The 21,278-nt window shown below is 62.3% G+C and carries 24 protein-coding genes; 14 read left to right on the top strand and 10 right to left on the bottom strand.

What is annotated here, in order from left to right; translation table 11 throughout:
• Positions 1-470: 470 nt before the first annotated feature.
• From J6525_RS01825 to J6525_RS01790, 8 genes are read right to left on the bottom strand one after another with little or no spacing between them, the layout of a single operon-like run.
• Positions 471-1,319, bottom strand: a complete 849-nt coding sequence (locus J6525_RS01825; RefSeq protein WP_225641562.1) for a VOC family protein — start codon at positions 1,317-1,319, stop codon at positions 471-473.
• A 26-nt stretch (positions 1,320-1,345) separates the two neighbouring features.
• The gene (locus tag J6525_RS01820; protein WP_225641561.1) at positions 1,346-2,236 is read right to left on the bottom strand and encodes a VOC family protein; all 891 of its coding nucleotides are present in this window, start codon (positions 2,234-2,236) and stop codon (positions 1,346-1,348) included.
• The gene (locus J6525_RS01815) at positions 2,233-2,994 is read right to left on the bottom strand and encodes a TetR/AcrR family transcriptional regulator (protein WP_225641560.1); all 762 of its coding nucleotides are present in this window, start codon (positions 2,992-2,994) and stop codon (positions 2,233-2,235) included. The genes J6525_RS01820 and J6525_RS01815 overlap by 4 nt, the downstream gene beginning before the upstream one ends.
• Positions 2,966-3,289 (bottom strand): non-heme iron oxygenase ferredoxin subunit, encoded by a 324-nt coding sequence (locus J6525_RS01810; protein WP_225641558.1) that lies wholly within the window; start codon positions 3,287-3,289, stop codon positions 2,966-2,968. Before J6525_RS01810 ends, J6525_RS01815 begins: the two co-directional genes overlap by 29 nt.
• Positions 3,286-4,047, bottom strand: coding sequence for an SDR family NAD(P)-dependent oxidoreductase (locus tag J6525_RS01805; protein WP_225641556.1), 762 nt, complete (start codon positions 4,045-4,047; stop codon positions 3,286-3,288). The genes J6525_RS01810 and J6525_RS01805 overlap by 4 nt, the downstream gene beginning before the upstream one ends.
• A 13-nt stretch (positions 4,048-4,060) precedes the next feature.
• Positions 4,061-4,546 (bottom strand): aromatic-ring-hydroxylating dioxygenase subunit beta, encoded by a 486-nt coding sequence (locus tag J6525_RS01800; protein ID WP_225641554.1) that lies wholly within the window; start codon positions 4,544-4,546, stop codon positions 4,061-4,063.
• 10 nt (positions 4,547-4,556) lie between these two features.
• Positions 4,557-5,852, bottom strand: coding sequence for an aromatic ring-hydroxylating oxygenase subunit alpha (locus J6525_RS01795; RefSeq protein ID WP_225641552.1), 1,296 nt, complete (start codon positions 5,850-5,852; stop codon positions 4,557-4,559).
• 16 nt (positions 5,853-5,868) lie between these two features.
• Entirely contained in the window at positions 5,869-7,080 is a 1,212-nt protein-coding gene (locus tag J6525_RS01790) for an NAD(P)/FAD-dependent oxidoreductase (RefSeq protein ID WP_225641550.1), read from the bottom strand.
• 196 nt (positions 7,081-7,276) lie between these two features.
• Here J6525_RS01790 and J6525_RS01785 point away from each other — a divergent pair, with 196 nt between their 5' ends.
• From J6525_RS01785 to J6525_RS01760, 6 genes are all read left to right on the top strand, one after another.
• On the top strand, positions 7,277-8,305 hold the full coding sequence (locus tag J6525_RS01785; protein WP_225641606.1) for an amidohydrolase family protein: 1,029 nt from the start codon (positions 7,277-7,279) through the stop codon (positions 8,303-8,305).
• Positions 8,298-8,780, top strand: a complete 483-nt coding sequence (locus tag J6525_RS01780) for a hypothetical protein (protein ID WP_225641548.1) — start codon at positions 8,298-8,300, stop codon at positions 8,778-8,780. The genes J6525_RS01785 and J6525_RS01780 overlap by 8 nt, the downstream gene beginning before the upstream one ends.
• A gap of 5 nt (positions 8,781-8,785) precedes the next feature.
• Complete coding sequence (locus J6525_RS01775; protein ID WP_225641546.1) at positions 8,786-10,300, top strand: AMP-binding protein; 1,515 nt, start codon at positions 8,786-8,788, stop codon at positions 10,298-10,300.
• Positions 10,301-10,330: 30 nt separating this feature from the next.
• Positions 10,331-11,140, top strand: coding sequence for an alpha/beta fold hydrolase (locus tag J6525_RS01770; RefSeq protein ID WP_225641544.1), 810 nt, complete (start codon positions 10,331-10,333; stop codon positions 11,138-11,140).
• A complete protein-coding gene (locus J6525_RS01765; protein WP_225641543.1) occupies positions 11,137-11,916 on the top strand; it encodes a 2-keto-4-pentenoate hydratase in 780 nt (259 codons plus the stop codon). Before J6525_RS01770 ends, J6525_RS01765 begins: the two co-directional genes overlap by 4 nt.
• Before the next feature lie 74 nt (positions 11,917-11,990).
• On the top strand, positions 11,991-13,220 hold the full coding sequence (locus J6525_RS01760; RefSeq protein ID WP_225641541.1) for an ABC transporter substrate-binding protein: 1,230 nt from the start codon (positions 11,991-11,993) through the stop codon (positions 13,218-13,220).
• Positions 13,221-13,765: 545 nt separating this feature from the next.
• Here the strand turns inward: J6525_RS01760 and J6525_RS01755 are convergent.
• Positions 13,766-14,020 (bottom strand): hypothetical protein, encoded by a 255-nt coding sequence (locus tag J6525_RS01755; protein ID WP_225641539.1) that lies wholly within the window; start codon positions 14,018-14,020, stop codon positions 13,766-13,768.
• A 297-nt stretch (positions 14,021-14,317) separates the two neighbouring features.
• On the opposite strand from J6525_RS01755, the gene J6525_RS01750 reads away from it, so the two are divergent.
• Complete coding sequence (locus tag J6525_RS01750) at positions 14,318-14,905, top strand: thermonuclease family protein (RefSeq protein ID WP_225641536.1); 588 nt, start codon at positions 14,318-14,320, stop codon at positions 14,903-14,905.
• 242 nt (positions 14,906-15,147) lie between these two features.
• Here the strand turns inward: J6525_RS01750 and J6525_RS01745 are convergent, their stop codons facing one another.
• Positions 15,148-15,294, bottom strand: coding sequence for a hypothetical protein (locus J6525_RS01745; protein ID WP_198400094.1), 147 nt, complete (start codon positions 15,292-15,294; stop codon positions 15,148-15,150).
• Between the two features lie 83 nt (positions 15,295-15,377).
• On the opposite strand from J6525_RS01745, the gene J6525_RS47425 reads away from it, so the two are divergent.
• The 7 genes from J6525_RS47425 (at position 15,378) to rlxS (ending at position 21,224) form a co-directional block, all read left to right on the top strand.
• On the top strand, positions 15,378-16,301 hold the full coding sequence (locus tag J6525_RS47425; RefSeq protein WP_225641534.1) for a S26 family signal peptidase: 924 nt from the start codon (positions 15,378-15,380) through the stop codon (positions 16,299-16,301).
• A gap of 426 nt (positions 16,302-16,727) precedes the next feature.
• Positions 16,728-17,138, top strand: coding sequence for a hypothetical protein (locus J6525_RS01735; RefSeq protein ID WP_225641532.1), 411 nt, complete (start codon positions 16,728-16,730; stop codon positions 17,136-17,138).
• Positions 17,139-17,181: 43 nt separating this feature from the next.
• A complete protein-coding gene (locus J6525_RS47420; RefSeq protein WP_376708407.1) occupies positions 17,182-17,445 on the top strand; it encodes a PilZ domain-containing protein in 264 nt (87 codons plus the stop codon).
• Between the two features lie 220 nt (positions 17,446-17,665).
• Positions 17,666-17,806 (top strand): DUF736 family protein, encoded by a 141-nt coding sequence (locus J6525_RS47210; RefSeq protein ID WP_312009718.1) that lies wholly within the window; start codon positions 17,666-17,668, stop codon positions 17,804-17,806.
• Complete coding sequence (locus J6525_RS47415) at positions 17,803-17,919, top strand: DUF736 family protein (RefSeq protein WP_376708406.1); 117 nt, start codon at positions 17,803-17,805, stop codon at positions 17,917-17,919. Before J6525_RS47210 ends, J6525_RS47415 begins: the two co-directional genes overlap by 4 nt.
• A 580-nt stretch (positions 17,920-18,499) precedes the next feature.
• Positions 18,500-18,676 (top strand): hypothetical protein, encoded by a 177-nt coding sequence (locus J6525_RS01720; RefSeq protein WP_225641528.1) that lies wholly within the window; start codon positions 18,500-18,502, stop codon positions 18,674-18,676.
• Between the two features lie 571 nt (positions 18,677-19,247).
• Positions 19,248-21,224 carry a relaxase/mobilization nuclease RlxS gene (gene rlxS / locus J6525_RS01710; RefSeq protein WP_312009717.1) on the top strand — a complete coding sequence of 659 codons (1,977 nt, stop codon included), beginning with the start codon at positions 19,248-19,250 and terminating at the stop codon, positions 21,222-21,224.
• Positions 21,225-21,278 lie beyond the last annotated feature (54 nt).

The raw sequence follows: 21,278 nt of genomic DNA, 5'->3' as shown, positions 1-21,278 counted from the left end.
ATCGGCGTACGCTACCGGCAGCCGCTGGTATTGATCCCGATGCGGATGACTCCGAGCCATCTTGCGCTTGTGCGAAGCAAGGCTTGCCCGGCCGTTCGCCGCAGCATCCTGTTGGCCGCGAATGCTTGCTGGCCAACCCCTCGACGCTTCGAAGCTTGTTTCCCGTCGGCCGTTTGGCGCCTCGGCAGTCCGAGCATGGTTCGAATGAGCGAGTATCGCGGGGTCTCAACCGCGAGAAATGCTGTGTCCCCATATTCGCCGAGCTTCACCGGCCAAGGTTGATCTCGTCGAGCGCGAAAGAGGCTCTCTCGAGCTCCGCGTTGACGTGGAGATCGGGGCAGGCGGCCGCAGTTGGGCAACAACTGATCAACGGGGCCGCCAAGAAGCTCGCGGATGAGTTCTTCGCCAATTTCGCGCGAGCACTATGGCGGGACTGCGGGCTGAACGCGCCGCAACGCGGCAAGTGACTGTTAGCGCACACGACCCGATTTTGCGCCCCACATACAAAGGCTTGAGGGTTCGAAGCCGAACTGTCGCGGCCGGTGCGTCGCTTCGTCCTCGATCTCATCTACGCCGACTGAATATTCGAACACCATGCCGTCTGGGCCCTGGAAATACAGAAATCGCGCGCCGGAGGTCGGGTGGCGGCCCGGACCAAAGACGATGGGAACGCGCTGGCCAGACAGATGATAATATGACCTCAGCACATCGTCGTTGCTTTCGACCTGATGGTTGATGTGGTGGACACCCGGCCCCCGGCCGGGGGCGAGTGCGACAGTGTGATGGATCGCGTTAACCCGCATCAGCGCGATGTCGCCGATGCGGTCGCTGACCCGCGCGTTACACACTTGGGTCCAGAACAGTTCGTCCCGCACGGGATCAGTCGTAAAGAGTCCTACATGACTGAACCCGGTAATTCCCGCATCGCGGGCGGCGAAATATCGCTTGCCGTTGCGCTCGGGGCGCACCACCAGCTCGATCTGATTTCCGGTCGGATCCTTGAAACCAATGAAGGCCCTGACCTTGCGGAGCGCGCACTCATCCGGCGTACCGGCGTGGACGGCATGTCCCAACGAATCGAGGGTCGCGCCGGCAGCGTTGAGCTTGTCTTCGTCGGTGACTTCGAAAGCCACCGTCTGGTCCTGCGGATCGCCCTCGAAATAGCAGAGCGTGTGGGCCCGGTCGTCGGACCGGAGATAGAGCGCTGCCTTCGCCTGCTCGCCAACCTGCAGGCCGAGGCTCCTGGTTGCGAAACTTTGCGCGTCCTCGAGGTTGGAAGCGCCCAGCCGTACATAAGCGAGATCCCGCAATTCAATCATGTTGCGCCTCCATATCTCAGCGTACGTCAATCGCTAGCCAGCTGTATTTCGGGGATGCCCTGGCATGGACTGCCCCATTCGCAAAGCGAGGAGGGGTGCGCGGAGAACTGCCGTGGGTGGTGATCGGGGTCGACGTCCTTGAGGCCGTGGGCGTAGGAAAACACATATCCCTCTGGCCCCTCAAATCTAACAAAGATCTGTCCGGATGCGGGCTCGCGTCCGGGACCGTGCAGGATCTTGATCTGGCGTTCCTGCACGAAATAGTGGCCCTGCATGATCGCATCCAGGCTTTCGACGCCGTAGCTGACATAGAGAATGCCCGGTCGATCAGACGGGTAGAGGGCGAGGCGGTGGTGCTTCCGGTCGAGCCTGAGGTAGGTCACGTCGCCGGCCCAATCGCTGATCCGGGCGCCAAGGATGGAGCTCCAGAATTGCTGGTCGTCCTTCAATGTGAGACTGCGCAGTCCCACGCCCTGCAGCCCGGTAATGCCGGCGTCTCGGCTGGGAAAATAGCGGCGGCCGCTTTGCGCCGGCCGTAGCACCAGGTCGATCTCGTTGCCGCTGGCATCCCGCACGATGAGTGCATCGCGCACGAAGCGCTGCCTGCACTCGTCGGGGTCTGCCCGGCGGGCTGTGAAGCCACTTTTCCGAAGTGCTTGTTCCACGCGATCGAGAGCAGCCTGACCGGAAACCTCGATGCCGACCGAGGATGATGCCGTCGCCGGCACAAACGACAACGTGTGATAGCGGTCGTCCGATCGGAACAGCAGGGTCTGTTTGTCGGGCACCGGCTGCAGCCCCAGGATATCGGCGGCGAATGCTGCCGCCGGCTGCGGCTCGCGGACGGCCAATCTGACGTAGCAGAGCCCGATCAGTGAATCGTGCGGCGTTCCTTCTGCCGAAACCCGTCCCGTCATGTCCGCTTTCTCGACTGCGTGGGCATCGCATCCTCGATGTACTGCCGGACGATCGTGCGCCAGACACCAAGAAGGCGCGAGAAACGATCCGGATCCTTCTCGATCAGCATCCTGACCGAGAAGCCGCGAACCACGCTCAGGGTCAAGGCAAGTACATCCTTCGCGAGCTGTTCCGGAATTCCCGACGAGATCAGCGTATCGAGCCAGGTTGCTTCGATCGAGAAGCGCGTCTGCCGGGCAAACTGGTGCGTCTCGCGCCTCAGCTGCCGGGTACTGTCATCGCTCATTGCGACAGCGAGCTCGATGAAGAAATAGTCGCCGAAAAAGAAGTCCTGAGCGTCCTTGATGATGCCGTCGATCGGATCGCCGCGGCCGTGCCGCGCCGATTGCGCACGGCGCATGCTCTGGGTGAACGTGACCTCGTTGACATAGGTCAGCACAGCCACCACGAGCTCGTGCTTGCTGGGAAAGTGATGCATTAGTGCGCCGCGCGAGACGCCGGCGAGGTCGGCGACTTCGATGGTGCGCAGGCCGCCGAGGCCGTTCCGGCGAATAAGCTTGACGGCGGCTTCCATCAGTTGCTTACGCGTAGTCTCGCTGCGCTCTGCCTGGGTTCGCCGAGGCGAGTATTTCGGCTCGGCCGTGCTGTCCCGGCGCGATCTCAGCTTTTGCCGGGGTGCCGGTGCCCGGGGTGCCTGGGGGCCCCGGCGAGAGGTCAGCTTGGGGTCTTCAGAGTTGGACATAGACGCCGTCTTCAATCACCTTGACCGGGAAGGTCTTCAAAGGAACCGTACACGGCATGCCGGTCGGCGCGCCGCTGGTGACATCGAATGTACCAAAATGCCAGGGACATTCGACGATGTTTCCAGTCAGGATGCCCTCTTCGGATAGCGAGGCCTCGCCATGGGTGCACAGGTCTGCACTGGCGTAGATCGCTCCGCCGACGTTGTAGATGGCGAGATTGGTACCGTCCGGCATCGCCGCGGGACGAATCTCCCCCTCAGGAAAGTCCCCAACCCTGCCGATGAGAATGCCGCTGGTCGTGATCGTCATAGCATCGTACTTCCGCCATTGACGCTGATAACCTGTCCAGTCACGAACGATGCCTCCTTTGAAGCCAGATAGCATACCATCGATGCCACTTCGTCCATCTCGGCCGCGCGTCCCATCGGCACCACGTCGATGAAGCGTTGCAGTGCCTTTGGCGCCTTGAGTGTAACTTGCCGCACCTGGGGGGTGTCGACGATGCAGGGGGCCACGACATTCACAGTGATGCCGTCCTTGGCAAATTCACGCGCGAGGCCGGTCGCCATCGCGTGCACGCCACCCTTCGCGGCATTGTAGGCGGCGTGATCCCAAAGCCCGTTGCGGACCGAGTCCGCTCCGATGTTGACGATGCGGCCGTAGCCCTTGGCCTTCATGATCGGGACGGCGTGCCAGGTGCACCACAGCGTTGTCCAGAGATTGCGATCGATCGTGGTCCGCAACGTGGCCGGCGTGTGGTCCAGGAACGGCTTGATAATCCCCCCGCCGGCATTGTTCACGAGTATGTCGAGAGTTCCAAATGTCTCGACGGCAGCCTTGATGACGCCGCCTGCGACGTCCTCCCGCGAAAGGTCGCCGGCTCTTACGACCGGCCGCTGGACATCGCTTCTGGAGATGTCGTCGGCGACTGTCCCAAGGCGCTTCTCGTCAATATCTGAGAGCACGAGGTTGGCGCCGGCATCGGCAAAATGGCGAGCGATGACGACACCGATGCCGCTGGCAGCACCGGTAACCACGACCGTCTGTCCTTTGAAGCGAGAATTCATCTAATCTGACCTGTCAAAGAACGATGCTGATGCGGCCGCTCGGCCGCAGGCCTTCGCCGCCGAGCAGGCAGCGCTTTTCCCGGATGCGAAAGCCTTCCCCTTGCAGCGCCAGGCGATATTTGTTCGTCCCGAAGTAGAGATCGGTGACGCCGTCCTTGGTCCGCAGCGTCTGAAACACGGCGCTGACGTCGAGCTCATCCTCATGCCGCGACTGAATGCGGACATTGCCGACGATCCGGCTGGTCTTCGAATGCGGAAACTCTGCATGAGCGGTACGCTTCATCAGTCGTTTGACCCGCTCGCCGAGCCGCATGCGGTCGTCGGCGATGTAGAACAGATTGGTGTCCGACGATGCATCCGCCGGCAGGTCGGTGCAGGGCACTTCGTACCTGGCGTCCTCGGTGAAGAGCGTCAGCCATTCCGGCAATCGCCATTGATCGAGCAGCTCGGCCTCGTTGAACAGAAAATCTTCTACCTCGGTTCGGCTTACGGACTGCATCTCGTTCTCCTCAGGCCGCGACACTCTTGATGCCGGATGCCGGCGCGGGGAACATCTGCTTGTTCCACTGCGTCCAGAACGCACGCATCTGTAGCTCGTCGTCGTGATGGGCCTTGTCCTTGCCCATTCCCTTCGAGATGTCGTTCCACAGAGCTTCCTTGGAGTTCTCGAAGCCACGTTGGCAATGCTCCAGCGCTTCAGCGTCGTCGGGCGTGGCAAAGCCGCCGGGGCCTAGGAACTCGAGAAAGTTATTGAGCCGATACTTTCGCGCCCACGCGGATTCGTCGTTTGGCGCTAACGCCCACGCATTGATGACCATGTAGTCGGGGGCCATTGGGTAATAGGTGCGCACGGTCAATGCCATGATGTCATTGACGACGAGATTCGGGAAAATGAAAAGGTTGCGGTTCTTGCGCGCGATCCGCTCGGCGCGCGCCTCGCCGTGACGCTGGACGAGATCGGCGTAAATCCGATCGATCTCGGACTTGCCGGCTTCTCCCCAGCCTGGGATCCACTGTGCGACCGGCCGTCCCCACGGCGCACCATATTCAAGCACTGCGTGGCCATTGCCGAGATCGTAGCCATAACCACCGCCGCCCATTCCGGTGGCAAGACTATCGGTCGAGCTCATAAGGATGTCGAAGTACGTCGCGTGGGTTGTCGCGGCATGATAGCCGTCGATGCTGTTTTCGGTGAGCAGTTTCCAGTTGGCGCGGATCGAATATTCCTGGCTACCCGCGACAATCGACATTCCGGCGTCAGTCTGATCGCAGATCACGTCGAGGTATTCCTTCGCGCCGGCGAGGTAGTCGACGAGCGGAATAATGTCGCTATCGAATGAGACGAAGTTGAAGCCGCGGTAGGTCTCGAACCGCGGCACCGGTTGCATGTTCGAGGTGTCGCGGCCCTTGAAACCCTCGGGGTAGGAGGCCTCGCCCGGCTGGCTACGGAGCTTGCCGTCCGCGCCGAACACCCAGCCGTGATAGAAGCACTGGAATGACTTGGCATTGCCCTTACGCTCGCGGCAAACCTGAGCGCCGCGATGCGGGCAGGTGTTGAGCAGCGCACGCAGCTCTCCCTTGCTGTCCCGGGTGAACAGGATGCCCCGGCCGGCCACCTTGCGGGTAACGAAGTCGCCGGGCTTGGGAAGCTCGGACGAATGCCCGAGGTATAGCCACGAGCGGTCGAATATCTTTTCCTTCTCGGCCCTGAAGATCTCGGGATCGACGAAGTTACGTCGCGCCACCTTGAAAATGCGCTGGGCCGGATCGACGAGCAGCGCGGGCTGGGGGTGTTCTGCGTTCATTGCGGTGTCCTCTTCCCTAGGCGGCGAGTAAGCGCTTCAGCTGAAAGGCGGGATTCTCAAGTTCGCTTTTTCGAACCGGCTTTCGTGCGGCGACGAGACGGCGCAGAACCGCCATGTCTCGCGCGGCATTGACGGTGGTGCCGCCGATGATTTCGTCATCGCGGACGCTGATCGTCGTGATGCGCCCGGCGTCAACGTCGCCCCTGACTATCTCGTGTCCGCCGGCTGGATTGCCGACAACCTGGATGTTGGCGTCGTACTGGTCGGACCAGAACCAGGACGGTGCGTCATAGGCGGTCTCTATTCCAGCCATGCACTTGGCGGTGGCGATCGCCTGGTTCTGGGCGTTTGCCCAGTTCTCGACGCGCATCCAGCGTTCATGGCTTCGGCTCCACTGCTCAGCGACGTCGCCTGCGGCAAAGATTCCTTCGGCGGCGGTGGCGCCGGCCGGCGTGACGCGAATCCCGTGCTGGGACTCGAGGCCCAATTGGACGGCAAGCTCGGTGACCGGTTCGACGCCGACTCCAACCAGGGCGATATCGACGGGAATGGATCGGCCGTCGCAGAGCTCCAGTCCGTAAGACGTGGTTCGCACTACCACGGCGCCGCAGATAATCTCCGCTCCCTTCGACGCATGGAGGTGGCGAAGAAATCGGCCGAGCGAGGGGGAGCCAATCTGAGGCAACAGACCTTCGGCTTTCTCGATGATCGTGACCTGGCAACCGCGCCCAGTTGCGGCGGAGGCGACCTCGAGGCCGACGACCCCGCCGCCGACAAGCGCCACTCGCCGTCCCGGCTGCAATTCCCGGCGCAGCGCGAGCGCATCACCGATGCCACGGAGATAACGAACGGGAAGTGGGCCATTGTCGAGCTCGGGCAGTCGCCGCACCCGCGTCCCGGTCGCGAGCAGCAGTCGGTCGAACGAAAGCTCTTGCCCGTTTGCAAGGACGACGGCGCGCCGCTGTGCATCGGCGGCCACCACGCGCGACGAGATGAACAGGTCTATGTCGAGGTCACGCCACTCCTGGGCCTGCCGGATCAAGGCTGGAACGGCTTCGCGGTCGATCAGCATGGCCTTCGACAGTTGCGGGCGCTCGTAGGGAAGATGCTCTTCTTCGCCGATCAGGCTGATCGGGCCGCGATGTCCGGCTGCACGCAATGCCTCGCCGGCCCGGGCACCGGCCTGTCCGGCTCCCACGATCACGATGCGCGCTTGTTGCGGATCCAACGTTGTTCGCTCCCTTAGCCGCTTCTCGGCTTGCGGCATTTTCGCTGCCGCTGCTTTGACGCGAAGGCGTCTTGACAGTGAAGATAAAAACAATCATTCCTGTTTGTAAAGTGAATTCTGTCACCGCCGGATGGCGCGAACAGGGATCGCGACAACAAGCTCGCAAGCGGGCAACAGGGAGAGCGTGTTGGGCGCCGTGATCGATATTCACACGCATGTTGTGCCTGCGCGGCTCGCCGCGGACCCAAAGCGGGATCCGCGCTGGCCGAGCATCGAGCATTCTACCGGCGATCAGGCGTCGGTGATGATTGCCGGGAAAGTCTTTCGAAAGATCGATACCAGATCGTGGGATGTGCAGCGGCGGCTTGGTGACATGATCGAAGATGGCACCGACATGCAGGTGCTCTCGCCGATGCCGGAGCTGCTGTCGCATTGGCTACCGCCTGACGACGCCGAGTATCTTGCGGCAGCCATGAACGATCAGATCGCGGGCATGATTGCGCAGGCGCCGCGCAATTTTGCGGGCATAGGCATGGTGTGCATGCAGGATGTGCCGCGCGCCGTCCAGCAGCTGGAGAAAATCAAGGCGCTCGGCTTCGCGGGGATCGAGATCGGAACGCACATCAACGGCGTGGCACTCGGTAGCGAAAGCCTGTTTCCGGTCTACGAGGCTGCCCAGTCGCTCGGTCTCGGCATTTTCGTGCATCCGCTGTACCCGAGCGGCATGGAGCGCGTGGGCAGCAGCCCGGAATTCGCTGCCACAGCCGTGTTTCCGCTCGAGACGGCGCTTGCCTCGGTATCACTGCTGGCCGCCGGCGTTCCGGAAAGGTTTCCGCGGCTCCGGATCCTGCTCAGTCATGGCGGTGGAGCGCTGACATGGATTTTGCCGCGAATGGATTTTGGCTGGTTGCTGGGTGCAAAAGGCAAGATGACGCGGACACCTTCCGAACTGGCCAAGCAATTCTGGTATGACACGATCCTCTACGATCCGGTGTCGCTGTCGTTTCTCGGCAATGCGGTAGGCGAGAGTCGGATCGTCGTGGGATCCGACTATCCCTATACGATACGGCAGAAGCAGCCCGGCGCGTTCGCCAAGCGGGCGCTCGGCAGCGATGCCGTGCTTGCCGAGAATTCCTTCGGTTTCCTCGGCCGGCATTATGACGTGGCAGTGCTCCGAGCCACGGAAGCGCCAGGGATGAGCGAGGCGGGGCCATCCCATGGCTGACTGTCGTTCACTGCCGCAGATGTGCCTGCTTGGTCCAATTCCGCCGAGAACTCCGGGCCGTAGCGATGCCCAGGTGCCATCTGACGCGGCGCGCGGCGCAAGCAAATACGGCCGTATCCCCTTCGTCTACTTCTATCAGACTGGCGCGGCGGCCGACCCGGCATTCGGCCTGCTCGACATCGAGGTCGCAGTGCAGCGCCGTGGACCGGGAAGCTTCGCGTGCGAAGTCTACGCCATCGGAGACGGCTATCAGGCTGGACATGGCGCAAGCACATACGAACCGATGGTGTTCGAATTCCGAGGTCGCGGTCGGGCGATCGCGAGAGCGGAATGGCACTACCCGACAATTCTCAGCGGCCACATGGATGCGTTGACTTTTTCAGTTCCGCTTGAGCTCACGGAGGATGAGTTCACCCTGCTCGACAGCGTCTTGCTACCGCCAGCGCGTGCCGAGGTGACAGTGTGTTTGGAGTGAGTGCGATGGCCGACAAGACGATCCTGATCGGAAAACGCTATGTTGCCCGCCAGGATCTGCTCGACGACGGCTGCCGTGCCGCCACCGCGCTTGAGGCAGTCGGCGTCCGCGAAGGCGATGCGATCGCGCTCCTGATCCGCAACGATCCCTGCTATTTCGAGATCCTGCACGCTGCCGCGCTGCTCGGCGCCTACGTCGTCCCCTTGAACTGGCATAGCAAAGCCGACGAAATAGCCTACATCCTGGCGGACTGCACGCCACGGGCCCTGATCGGACACCGCGATCTGATCGCGGCGGTCGCGCAAGCCGTTCCTGCGGCATTGCCGACCTTTGTCGTCGACGATCTCGCCGCTTCCGCCGCGCTGTCGGCGCTATCGGCTTCAAACAATCAGGATTGGCAGGGATTTCGCGATAAGGCTGCGCCTTGGGTGCAACCGGCTCGCGCGCCGCGGGGCACGATGATCTATACGTCCGGCACGACGGGACATCCGAAAGGTGTACGGCGTGCGCCGATGACACCGGAGCAGATCAAGAAGAACGCGACGCTGCTTCGTGAGATTTACGGCATCGAAGCCGGCATGCGGGCTTTCGTCTGTGGTCCTCTCTACCACGCGTCGCCCGGTGCGTTCGCGCGACAGGCCTTCCAGCACGCCGACCTCACGGTATTGCAACAGAGCTTCGATCCTGAAGATCTGCTGCGTGTCATTGCCGAACATCGGATTACGCATCTGACAATGGTGCCCACCATGTTCGTCCGCCTTCTACGGCTTAGCGACGCCGTTCGCAGCACCTACGACCTCTCGTCGATCCGCTGGGTGACGCACACCGGTGCTGCCTGTCCGCCCGACGTGAAGCGCGGGATGATCGAATGGTGGGGACCGGTGATTCACGAGACCTATGGCGCGACGGAGACCGGCGCCGCGGTCGGCTGCAATACGGCAGAATGGCTCGCCCATCCAGGCACGGTAGGCCGGCCTATGACGGGGACCGAGCTCAGAATCTACGACGAGGAGGGCGGCGAGGTTGCTGCGGGCGGTGTCGGCGAGATCTATCTGCGGACTGAAGCCTATTCGGATTTTACCTATCACGGCCGCCCAGAGCAGCGCGCACAGGTCGGTCGCGCAGGGCTCGTGACATGCGGGGATATCGGCTATCTCGACGCCGACGGCTTCCTCTACATCTGCGATCGCAAGCGCGACATGGTGATTTCGGGCGGAGTCAACATCTACCCGGCCGAGATCGAGAACGCATTGGTCAATTGCCCCGGAGTGCGGGACTGCGCCGTGTTTGGCGTGCCCGACGCTGAATTCGGCGAGAGCCTGATCGCGGCGATCGAAGCCGAGCCGGACGGCTGGCCCGCACCGGAGGATGTCACGGCTTTCCTGGAGCAGCGCCTCGCGCGCTTCAAGGTTCCCAAGCGGTTTGTTTTCCACGATGCCCTGCCGCGGGAGGCGAGCGGCAAGATCTTCAAGCGGAAACTGCGCGACCACTATCTTCAAACCGGCGTTCGGCCGGTCTGAGTACCTATTGCCAATTACAGGAGATGAAGCGTGGATCTGAGTGACAAGTTCATCGACGTCGGAGGGACCCGCACGCGCTATCATGACGTCGGGCAGGGTGAGCCGACGATACTGATTCATGGTGGTGGACCGGGTGCGTCGGGTCTCAGCAATTATCGCAAGAATGTCGAGCCGTTGGCGGCAAGCCGCCGGGTCATCGTCGTCGATCTCCCCGGCTTTGGCGAGACCGAAGGCAAGCTGCAGGACGGGCCGATCTTCGCGGCCATGGGTGAGTTCGTCCGCAACTTCATGGACGCGATTGGCGTTCAGAAGGCAAGTTTCGTCGGCAATTCGCTCGGCGGCGCGACCTCGCTGATGGTCGCGCTGGGAGCTCCGGAGCGGGTCAACCGCCTTGTCCTGATGGGCACCGGAGGCAGCCAGGCGATCTTTACGCCGATGCCGACCGAGGGGCTGCGCCGAATGGCAATGTTCCATGGTGGCGATGGACCATCAATGCAGAAGCTGAAAGGCGTCATCGAGCTTCTGGTGTTCGATTCGAAATCGATCACCGATGCGCTGTTAGAGGAGCGGTTGAAGGCCGCGATGCGCAAGGACGTTATCGACATTTTTAAGCGCCCGCCGCTCGATATCTGGCGCGAAAATCTCGCCGGGCTGAAGCATCGGACGCTGATCGTTTGGGGACGGGACGATCGCGTGGTTCCGCTCGACTCTGCCTCCATCCTGCTCAAGACAATGCCGAACGCCGAGCTCCACGTTTATCCCAAATGCGGTCACTGGGCGCAGTGGGAAAAGGCCGATGAGTTCAACGCGCTGGTCGCCGACTTCCTGGATCGGCCATGAACGCGATCGTTGACAAGCTAGCAACGCGCCTGCAGGAAGCGGAATCGGTGCGGCGTCCGATCGACCCGATCGCGGCCGAGATCGGCGCTGGTAATATCGAGATTGCCTATGCCGTGCAGTCCGAGGTGACCCGCCGTGGCCTGTCTGCCGGCAGACGGCTGGTCGGCCGAAAGATCGGCCTCACCTCGAAGGCGGTGCAGCAGCAGCTCGGCGTCGATCAACCCGATTATGGCGCTCTGTTCGCCGACATGGAAGTTCCGACCGGGGAGGCGATCGACACTACGCGGCTGATCCAGCCCCGCATCGAGGCGGAGATCGCACTTGTCCTGGAGCGCGACCTTTCCGGCGAGGACGTCACGTTCGGCGAATTGATGCGATCGACGGCCTACGCCGTTGGTGTGCTCGAAGTGGTCGACAGCCGGGTACGAGACTGGAAAATTAGCATTCTTGACACCGTTGCCGACAACGGCTCGAGCGCGCGGTACGTGCTCGGCGCATCGCCGCGCCGATTGACCGACCTGGACCTCGAGGGATGCAGCATGACGATGACACGGAACGGTGTGATCGCATCCCTCGGCTGCGGGGCGGCATGCCTCGGTCATCCCTTGCGTGCCGGGCTCTGGCTAGCCCGGGCGATGGCACGCGCTGGCCAGCCCTTGCGAGGTGGCGATGTCGTGCTGACGGGCGCGCTTGGTCCGGCATCACCGGTGTCGGCCGGCGAAGTTTACGAGGCGAAGATCTCTGGCTTCGGCCCAGTTTGCGTGACCTTCACATAGTCGCCGGGGATCAGGAGGCCATCAAGAGCCAAGAGCTTCGAATCACCAACAAACGATAATTGGGAGGATTAAACATGACGTTGATTTCGCGAAGGTCCGCCATTGCGGGGTTGGGAGCGAGCGCACTTGCACTTGGAAGTACGTCAAGGGCCCGCAGCGGAAACTATGGACCCGGCGTTACGGATACCGAAATCAAGCTTGGGACCACTGCACCTTACAGCGGCCCCGCGTCCGGATACGGCGTCTACGGGCAGGCCCAAACGGCCTACTTTCAGATGATCAACGACAATGGCGGTATCAACGGGAGAAAAGTCAACCTGATCTCGCTCGACAATGCGTTCTCGCCGCCGAAGGCCGTCGAGCAGACCCGAAAGCTCGTGGAATCGGAGGAGGTGTTTGCGATCGCCGGCTTCCTGGGAACGGCGGCAAATGCCGCCGTCATGAAATATCTCAACGCCAAGAAGGTGCCGAACCTGTTCCTGACCTCGGGGGCCGAACGCTTCAACGATCCCAAGGAATACCCCTGGATTGTGCCGTTCTATCCGATCTATGTCGCGCAGGGAGCCGCGCTGGGCGCACATATCGTGAGCGAGAAGCCCGATGCAAAGATTGCGATCCAGTACGTGAACGACGATCTTGGCAAGGACTTTCTCCGCGGCTTGAAAAAAGGTCTTGGTAGCAAGGCCGGCGCCGTCGTCAAGGAAATCAGTCACGAGATCACCGAGCCGACCATCGACAACCAGGTCGCCGATTGCAAGGCAGCAGGTGCCGACGTCTTTGTGCAGTTGACTTACTCAAAATTTGCGGCGCAGGGCCTTCGCAAGGTGGCCGCGCTTGGGTGGAAGCCGTTGCACATCATCAATTCGAACTGCAGCTCGATCGGGGGAACGTTAGCGCCAGCAGGGCTCGACAATGCGAAGGGGCTAGTCTCGGCGTGGTGGGAAGTCATAGCCACCGACCCACGCCAGCAGGACAAGCCTCGCGTCAAGGCCTATGTGGAGTTTATGAAGAAGTACATGCCGTCAGTCAGCATCGACGACAACACGGCAACGCCTGGCTACAACAATGCCTATATGATCGAGCAGGTTCTCAGGCGATGTGGCAACGAGCTTACGCGAGAGAATTTGCTCCGGCACGCGACCTCGCTGAAGGACGAGCAGCCGCCGCTGTTTTTGGATGGCATCAAGGTAGGTAATTCGGCGACTGACTATCGCGCCGTCCACAACCTTCAAATCACCCGTTTTGACGGTGCCAATTGGGTCCCGATCGGTGACATGGTTGATCTCGACGGCATCGCGTCGTGACTGCGGTGGCGTCGGCCCAATGCGCGGACCGTGCGATCATAGATATTGACGCTGAGGTCCAGCTCAACTGCTACTTCCTCACCGGAGGCGTGCACGGCCAAGAGGGCAGCGTCATCACAAGCGTTGAGTAGTCCTACTCGTCCGTCGACATCCGGACGTACGTCGCTGCGCGCGATCCAGTCGGCGTCGCCGTTTTCCAGTTGGGCGCTTCCCGCATGTCAGTGACCTTCAAGGGTAACGGTAAGCCAGGGCTCAAAAGGTGGAGACTTCCTCTCTAAGGTGCCGAGGAATTAGGGTGAATGCGAGCGAGCGAAAGCGGGTGCCAACGCTCGGCCGAATCGTAGTGCTCCGAAGCTTATTGTCGGGTAAGACGGCGCAACTGCTTTCGGAATCGCCGGCTGATGGACCGCTAGCTTTGAGGCTTCATCCCCAGGCGTTGGCCGCAAATGCTTCCAACATGCCGACGACTCCACCGACGCCATATCCGGCATTCGAATCTTCGGTATTGAGTTGTTCGACAATCCCGGTCGGCGAGGCGATCACGCTTACCTTGCAATAGCGCGTGCTCGCGGTACCCAGCCTCGATCCGTTGCAATATCGGTCACGGCTGAGAGCTGCCAGACATAGGATGATTGGCCGCCGTTCAGTCTGAATGTGCTGGTTGGTGGACCGAACTGCACCACAAGTCTATCGACGTTCTGGCCGATGTATTGATCACCGAGCCTTGCTACGACTTCCTGCTTGGATGCGGCGTAGCCAGCAAGCACTGCGCCGGCGGCAGCGACACTCAAAAGTCTCATTCTTGATTTCCGCGGGCGATCGAGACACAAGCGCAACCAGAGGGCGAGATCAATGCTGATGGGACTAAAGTCGTGGGGAGGTCGTGGATCCCTGTTGCTGGACTCGGCCGCATCGCGCGATAAGCATTCGACCGCTTGAGCGGGGTAGAGGGTCAGATCCTCGCGGAGAAGCGGTCGAACGCAGTCAGCATCTGTATCCGGATTTCGACGTCTCGTTGATAGATCCCCGGGCGCGCCTGAGCTTTGGATACACGATGAACCTGTTGGGTATCCGAGAGCACGACGTCAGGGCAGGGCATGCCGCCAGAATTCGTCGCGGTGCGGTTGGACCGGGTTTCGGGATGGCGGCGGCTTGCAGGCTGCTGCGCATTTGCGTCGCTTGTGATCGCCGCGACACCGGCCGACCGGGCGCGGGCCGGCGACGTCGCCGGGCAGGCAAGCGTGATCGATGGAGACACCATCGAAATCCATGGCACGCGCGTGCGTCTCTACGGGATCGACGCGCCGGAGCACGACCAGCTCTGCAGCGACCGGCACGGCGGCCGCTATCGCTGCGGACAGGTGGCCGCAAACGCGCTGGGTGCCTTCATCGGCAGGCAGGCCGTGGCCTGCGTCGAGGTCGACCGCGACCGGTACGGGCGCTCGGTCGCGGTCTGCAGCGCCGGCAAGGTCGACCTTGCGGAGTGGCTGGTGCGCGGCGGGCTTGCGGTCGACTGGCCGCGCTACAGCAAGGGTGACTACGCTGCGGCGGAAGCCTGGGCGCGCGGCAAGCAAAGCGGCATGTGGAGCGGACGATTTGTCGAGCCCTGGCGCTACCGCCAATGTATCGGCGCCGGGGGTCGGCCAAATGATTGCTCCGCCGAAGGGGCGGACGGACAGCGATAAGGGCGAGGCGTCAGGGGCTGATCGGCGGGACCGCCGCGAACGTCTGCAATAGGACCGCCAGAGCAAAGAAACCGGACCCATGTGCATCAATCCGGTGGCTGCTCGAGCCGTGTGCACATGGGGCCGGCCTGATCGTCGCCGCAGCCTCGCAAGAGCATCTTGCGATGCATCCGGTCGCCTCATCACCATGATCGGCGCGACCGGCGATGCCGCGGCGGCTTGGGCGCGCGGAAACCGCCCGCTTACTTCTTCATCTTCTTGGTCTTCTTGGCGACCTTCTTGGTCGCCTTCGCTGTCTTCTTCGCCTTCTTAGCTTTCTTGGCCATGTCATCCTCTTGGTTGGTTGGCTCGACGAATATGCGAACGCCGTGAATCTGCGCGCGCACCATCAAGCTAATCTGAAACTAGCAAGATTGATACCACGTTGGGTTAACGCGTTGCCTGGCGTTGCGGACCGATCAGCGATGCCCGCGTGCTGCTCTTGCTCCGCAGATGTTGTTGTACTCCCTTGCCGGCCATATGGCTTGCCGACGAGCCGCAGGCCCGTCGAGCGTGCCTCGCGTTCAGCATGCCAAGGCCCGGGAGCCGTGCTCTTGCCCCAATCGGCCGGAACGATCATAAGCGCAACCTCAAGGCGTGGTGGGCTCTCTTGAATATGTCGCATCACAGGCGAGCTCGGCGCGACGGCGGCGAAGCGGCTTCCGGTCAGGTCCGCTTCGACGCGACCGACTGGGCATGGGAGTTTCTGCGGCGTAACGCCGACTATGCCGCGGACTGGCGGCGCTCCGTCCCGCGTCATCTTCCGTGCCTCACGCTGACCGACGGCACGCAATTGCTGCGGCTGCCGCGCCGGTTCCCGCTTGCCGAAAAATGGAGGCTGCTGGCCTTCTCGGACCCTGCGCTCGCCGCGCGTGATGCGCCGGTGCTCTGGCATGCGCGCGCGTTGAAACGCGTGGCGCGGCTCAAGGCGTTGCCGTCGCGCGAGGGCGACGAGGAACCGCCGAACGTGCTCGCCGACTTTAAGGTCGAGCGCCATGCGGTCATCGACGCTGACGGCCGGCCGCTCGTGCTGTTGAAGGGCAGGGGCGTCCACGTCGCGGTCGAACTCCACGATCTCCCGGTTCTGACCCGCAGGTTCCGGCCGGTGTTCGAGCTCGAAAGACTGTCGCAGCTTGCGGCCCAGATGGGTGGCAAGGTCATTGCCGAAGTGCAGGTGGAGGACCATGCAGGCCGGCCGCTGCCGTCCTGGGAGGGCTGCATGCGGCTCGTCGACGGGGAGTATTTCCTGCTTCAGCCGCATCCCCTCTCGTTCGATTCCAGGTATTTCGGGCCGGTCCTGCGCTGCGATATTCTTGGTGTCGCTCGTCCGCTCTGGACGTGGAAGCCGGACGTTTGAGTGGCGGGTAACGGTGCGCGTTCCAGCGGAGCGCGCCCTTCCTCCGTTTCTTAGGCCTGGCACGATCGGCGGGCGTCCCAGCCAGGCTCTTCCAATGAGATCTCGCGCCGATCGCCGTGTTGACCGCTTCGCCATGGTGGACCACCCCGATGGACGGCAAATGCGGCTATCCAATCCCTGATCATCTGTCGAAATCGAAGCCATCGAATTCGCTGGCTGGGCTTGATATCGAGCAGCAAGGTTAGATCCGGCACCTCGCTACTCGAATTGTCCAGTCTTGTTCAGGCTAATCTCGCGCACTGGTTGACACCCGCGGGCTATGCCTGATCCATTGCGCCCATTAGTCATTTGGTAATTGCAATCTTTGATCCGAGGTTAACCTCTCTGGTCGACACTTTGCATCCAGCCTGATCGGAGACGTGGGAGTTGTCCTTCCAGCTGACCGTCCTGAAAGTGCTGGCCGGCCAGCCCGCCGGGCGGGCCTCCGTTGCCGAAGTTCGGCATGCGGTCGAAATACTGATGAACAGCGGTAAAGACTGGACTGATCGCATGAAGCGATTGGCCGAGCATGCGCCTGACCTGAATATCTTCTCGGCCAAATTTGTGGTTCGCGATGCGGACGGTTGGGAGATCACGGAAGAGGGACGGCAATTTCTCGCCGCGCTTCAAACGGCGGTCGCTGTTCGAAGGTCGCCGCTCCGCCCGGTCGACGATCCGCCAACGAGCGAGCCCGCCGTAAGGAATGCGCTGAAATTGCCTGATTCTCCGCGCGGGCACCGTCGCAACGGGCCGCGGCGCCGTCGCGGGAAAGGTCGATCCAACCGGCGTACAGCGTGAAGCATTACTCACAAAGCGTCGATCTTTTTTGCATTAGTTATTGATGGACATGGACATGAACGCTCTTCCGGACAGGCGAAAGTCCGTGCGTAATCCATCGCTGGACAATGCGTTGATCAGGTTTGGTGACCTGTCATTATGCTGTGTCGTGCGCGATATCACAGAGAGTGGCGCAGCGCTCAGGGCAGAAGACCCGCCATCCTCGCTTCCCGACCAATTCACCCTTATCGTTCCGCCCAGCAGGACCTACTCGTGCAATGTCGTTTGGCGTGAAGACGACTGGGTTGGCGTCGCGTTCGTGGTGTGACGACTAGGGGATGCGGCCTGCGGCCCGGCCTGTTCCCTGAAACAGCGTGCCGGCGATCTTCTTCCCCGCGGCTGCGCCGCTCCTCGCGCAGCAACAAGATCGCTGCACGTCGTCCTCCGCATGCGCTGCGGCCTTACGGTGCGGGTCGACCGTCCCGGGGCCTTCGATCGCCACAAGGCCGCGATGGTCGCGGGCTTGAACACAGCACAGGAGATCCACCGTGTCCCAGATCGGTTCGTTCACCCGCAGCAACGATGGCACCTACACCGGGACCATCAAGACGCTCGCGATCGATGCCAAGGCGCGCCTCGTCCCCAGCGACCCTCCTCGACCAGCGATAAGGCGCCAGACCTGCGCGTGATCGTCTCAGGCGTCGAGATCGGTGCCGCCTGGCGCCGGACTTCGAAGGACAATAGCTCCTACCACTCGGTCAAGCTCGACGATGCGTCCTTAGCTGGTCGAGTTCGCGTGTAATCAGCCCGCTGGAGGAAGCGAGTTGATATGACGTACAAGCTCGTCTCGGCTCCATAGTTGTGTGCCTGGTATCGGATCGCAGATCGCACCCGAGCGCTGCCAACGATCAAACTCCGCGAGAGTTTTTGCGCCGACAAAAGCGGCAGCCTCAGCTTTGGTGAGGGCGCCCTCGCGACGGAGAATTGTTTCCCTGAGCTTTTTTCGCATTCCAACTTTCCAGCGGTGATCATGGTTGGTCGGTCCGTTGACGTGACCCAAGGGCGTTGTCGCGGACTGCACCCAACACTTTGTGGTCGCGTATTTGTTGACCGCTTAGGGACCGCATCCAGGATGCTACCTCTGCCTCCACCAGTCTGTCCAAGGTTTTTCTGCAAGCGCTCCACTCGATGGCGATTTCACCCGATCACAGCTTCCTCGGCCTTCCTGCGCGCGCCATCGTGGTCCCCGCCTTCTTCTCGTTTCTCGATCCTACAGTTGCGCACTGTCGCATCGAGAGCGCTGCTTCGGTGGTGCGGCCGTCGCGGCGGTGGTGAGGGCCTTTGAGCCGTTACTCTCCTGTCGTGCTGTTTGGCCCACGTCCATGCCGGCCGTTTGCTGGCGGATCACGCGCCACAATACGCTCGCTGCGCTCGCCGACCTTTACCCGCAATGGCTACGCATTGGTCTGGTCGCGCTGACCCGCGCCGCTGCGGCGCCTCACCTCGTGCGAGGCGCCGCGGCTTTCAGCCTGATCTGGTCGCGCCGCAGCGGCGACTGAGCCTGACGAAATCATCGGCCCCGCCTCCTCGGAGGCGGGGCCTTTTTTGGGTTTCTCGCGTCGCTTTGCTAGCAGTATTTTCACGTTCAGTAGAGGGCTTTGCCGCCGGCCAAATATGATCAGTCGGACGGATTTCGTGCGCGGCGTTCTCCGCTGATTTCCCGGAATTCCATGTCGCTTTAGGCTCCGATTTTCTATCTCGGCGCGCGCCGTCTCGCCAGTTCGAACACCGGCCGCGCGCTCCGCGCGATTGCTCTCAGAGCTCGAACTGCTGGTCAGCCGATTGCTGAAGTCCAATCCCTCGCGGGACTTGCACCTTCGGACCCGTGGCGACTTGAGCAAAGTGAGAGACAGCAGGGCTGAGGGCGGAGCAGAGTGTGGCGTAAGGCAAGATAAAAGCACTGGCGCTACGAAGCGCTTAAGCTGTTGTCTGCACATCCAGGGTTTGGCGCTCTCTGAGTATCCGCTTTCACCAAGCTCGACCCAACGCAACGGCGAGCTTGGGTAATTGCGTCTGCGTCTTGGCGATCGTTGGTCGGCTCCACATATCCGCGTCTTCTCCAACCGTCGGATGCGGACCATGCGAGAAATCGACGACGAATTCGAAGTGAAGCTTGGGCAGATTGGCAACCGCAGAGCCAGGAAGGCGACCAGCTATCTTCGGCACGTCCGTCAGGAGGCGGCCAAGGCTGGCGCCGTCGCGCAACGGGCTTCGCCGTTCACGGGTGGCCGGATTGGCCGCGGCCACGCGCAAGGTGCGGTGCTGGCGGGCCGTGGTCGAAGCCCGGGCCAGCGCCGCGTCGTGATCAAAGCTCGGATCGTTCGCATCAAGACCGGTGACCCCGGTGCGTTGCGAGCCCACCTGCGCTACGTCCAGCGCGATGGCGTCACGCGCGCTGGCGAACCGGGCGAGCTCTATGATGCGGGCAACGACCGCGCCGATGGCAAGGCGTTCACGGAGCGCAGCGCCGACGACCGCCACCAGTTCCGTTTCATCGTGGCGCCAGAAGACAGCGCCGAACTGTCGGACCTGAAGCCGTTCGTCCGCGATCTCATGCATCAGATGGAGCAGGATCTCGGCACCAGGCTCGACTGGGTCGCGGCCGATCATTTCAACACCGGCCATCCCCATACCCACATCGTCTTACGCGGCAAGGATGACGAAGGAAATGACCTCGTCATCGCGCGTGACTATATGGCCCATGGTTTCCGATCGCGCGCAGCCGAGCTCATCACCCGGGAGCTCGGCCACGAAACCGAGATCGAGCTCGCGCGCAAGCTCCAGCAGGAGGTCGCGGCCGAGCGCTTCACCCGGCTTGACCGGACCCTCCTGCGCGACGCTCGGAACGGAGTTCTGGAGTCGGGTCCGGCATCCGGGCGCGAACCTGTCTGGCAAACGGCACGGATTGGACGGCTGCGAACCTTGGAGCGGATGGGGCTCGCGGAAGAGAGCGAGCCGGGACGCTGGCGGATCGACGCTGAGCTGGAGCCGAAGCTCAGACGCATGGGGGAACGCGGCGACATCATCAAGACCATGCATCGTGAGCTAGCCGCGGCGGGAGTTTCGAAGGCCGCCGGCGACTATGCGATCTTCGATCCGGAACGCGGCGGCAATCGCCTGGTCGGACGGGTCGTTGGCGAAGGGTTCGCCGATGAACTGACGGAGCGGCGCTATGTGGTGCTTGATGGGGTGGACGGGCGAACGCACTATGCCGAGATCGGCGCTCTCGGCGTCAATGACGAGCCGCCGGTGCGCAACACCATCCTGGAACTCAGATCGCGTGCCGCCGAACCGCGCGCGATCGACCGGACGATCGCGAGCGTCGCCGCCGCACATCGCGGCATCTATAGCGACCGCCTGCACCGGGAGTTCGACCCGCGGGCATCGAGCGAATATGTCGGATCGCACGTACGGCGTCTGGAGGCGATGCGGCGTGAGGCAATGGTGAGCCGTCTTGCCGACGGGAGCTGGAATGTCGGCAACGACTATCTCGAGCGGGCGCTTCGATACGAGAGGATGCAGCGCTCGCGCAATCCGGTACGCGTTGCGGTGTTGTCTTGGCAGAGGCTCGAAGATCTGCCGCAGGCGTTGGGAGCAACGTGGCTTGATCGCAAGCTCGTGGGCAAGGAGCCCGATGGGGTCGTGTCGATCGGCTTCGGCGCGGAAGTCGAGACCGCATTGCGAACGAGGCGGCAATGGCTGATCGAGCAAGGGCTGGCGCGAGAGGAAGGTGGACAGGTGCGTTACGCGAAGAGCATGCTCGAGACGCTCGAGGCACGCGAGCTGGCGCGGACCGCCGCGGACATCTCCGCACGCACCGGGCTTGAGCATGTCGAGGCCAAGCCCGGCGACAAGGTCAGCGGCGTCTACCGGCGCATGCTGACGCTGAACAGTGGACGCTTTGCCTTGATCGAGCTGTCCCGTGAGTTCGCGCTGGTGCCCTGGCGGCCGGTGCTGGAGCGGGCGCGCGGGCAATCGGTCTCCGGTCAGGTCGGCGGGGAGGGGATCTCCTGGTCTATCGGCATCAAGCGCGGGATTGGACGCTAGAGGGCTGGATTGCTCGGAAAGTCGGTCAGTTTCCGCCCCGAGGCGTTTGCGGAA

Source organism: Bradyrhizobium australafricanum (assembly GCF_020329495.1).
Classification (GTDB): domain Bacteria; phylum Pseudomonadota; class Alphaproteobacteria; order Rhizobiales; family Xanthobacteraceae; genus Bradyrhizobium; species Bradyrhizobium australafricanum.
Note: the sequence above shows the minus strand (reverse complement) of the source record. Positions and strands in the feature narration are given on the sequence as shown.